This is a genomic window from Okeania sp. SIO2B9 (genome assembly GCF_010672505.1).
Lineage (GTDB): Bacteria > Cyanobacteriota > Cyanobacteriia > Cyanobacteriales > Microcoleaceae > Okeania > Okeania hirsuta.
On the sequence record NZ_JAAHGK010001517.1, the window covers coordinates 1 to 1,619 of the forward strand.

The window sequence follows — 1,619 nt, forward strand, 5'->3', positions numbered from 1 at the left end:
GTAAACCCAAGGGTGAATATCTACAGGAAATGATGGTTTTTTCTTGCGAGGGTAGCCTTCTTTCCTCTTCCCTCTTTCTTCTTCCTTCTTCCTTCTTCCTTCTTCCTTACCTTTGCTATACAAGACCAATGCTACCGGACATGATATAATAAGTATTCAACCGGATTTGATATTACTCCGTGTATAGTAAGTTACAAGGGTTTCTAGAAGAGGAAAAAAATTGATAATAGCAAGGAGTGAAAGATATAACAAAGAACGGGGAAAAATAATCAAACTGGAGAAGAGAATGACTTTTTTGTAGAGTCTTATATCAAATTCTGTTTAATCGGAATGATATAGTTTCTTTTATTATTATTAGTAAGGACTTTCCGTTCCGAAAGCCCTGAAAATATTGACTCTTCTTCCTCAATATTTAATAATACTGAGGCTTTGTTGCACAAAGGAAGGAAATAGGGTAAAAATAGCAGTGCATGACACGCAAAACCTACACCGAAGTAGATCTGAGTAACTCCAAGTCTAATTCCAAGTACCGGGTAAGCAACTGGTCTGAATATGATCCTTCCCTAAAGCACAGAGGGAGTCTGACATTTTGGCTCAGTCCTGAAGTAATAGAGCAGTGGGTAAACCAACAGAAAACAAGACCTAGGGGAGCATCGAATAGTTATAGTAATGTAGCTATTGAATTAATGGTCTCTGTGAGTAGCTTGTTTGGATTAGCAGGACGACAAACAGAAGGATTTGTCGAATCTATATTTAGTTTGATGGAACTAGACTTACCTGTACCAGACCATAGCACTGTATCTCGTCTGATCAGGAAGTTAAACATTACTATACCAGTGATACCAAAGGCAGAAGGGACTCACGAGCGTAGTAGATTCTACGAGAGTCAAAGTATATGGTGAAGGGGAATGGAAGACCAGGATTGACGGTGTAGGCAAACCTGTAAAATTGCGTAAACTACATCTAGGGGTAAATGTTTGCGCAGCATTCCGAAGGAAAGCGACAGGAGAAATAATTGCTGCTGTAGTAACAACCAACGATGTTAGTGATGACCAAGTATTCTCTGACTTGCTTGATGGAGTTGAAGATGAAATAGTAAAAGTTTCGGGCGATGGAGCATACGACAAGTGCAAGTGCTATGAAAAAGCTAGTCACAAAGGAGCTAAAATCACAATTCCGCCACGAAAAAATGCGGTGATTTGGCAGCATGGCAACTGTAGAGGTACTCCCCATCCTAGAGATAAAAACCTTAGACGCATTGGTATCTGTGGGCGAAAGAAGTGGAAAGGTGAAAGTGGCTAGCACAGGCGTTCTCGCTTCAGAAACTACAATGTTTAGACTCAAAGCTCTATTTGGAGGAAAGTTGAGAAGAGGATTATTTAACAACCAAGCGGTGGAGTTATTCATTCAATGCACTATACTTAACCCCATGATACATAATGGTAAGCTCGAAAGTTATCAAGTAGACATCTAGTCTCCCCCTCTTGTGGGAGTAATATCATGTCCGTTTATATCGTTTGTGTAAACCCAAGGGTGAATATCTACAGGAAATGATGGTTTTTTCTTGCGAGGGTAGCCTTCTTTCCTCTTCCCTCTTTCTTCTTCCTTCTTCCTTCTTC

Annotated in this window: 1 pseudogene; it reads left to right on the top strand. The window is 40.1% G+C overall.

Annotation, left to right across the window (positions count from 1 at the left end):
• Positions 1–470: 470 nt before the first annotated feature.
• A pseudogene (locus F6K13_RS32205) lies at positions 471–1,474 on the top strand (IS5 family transposase).
• The last annotated feature ends 145 nt before the right edge of the window (positions 1,475–1,619 follow it).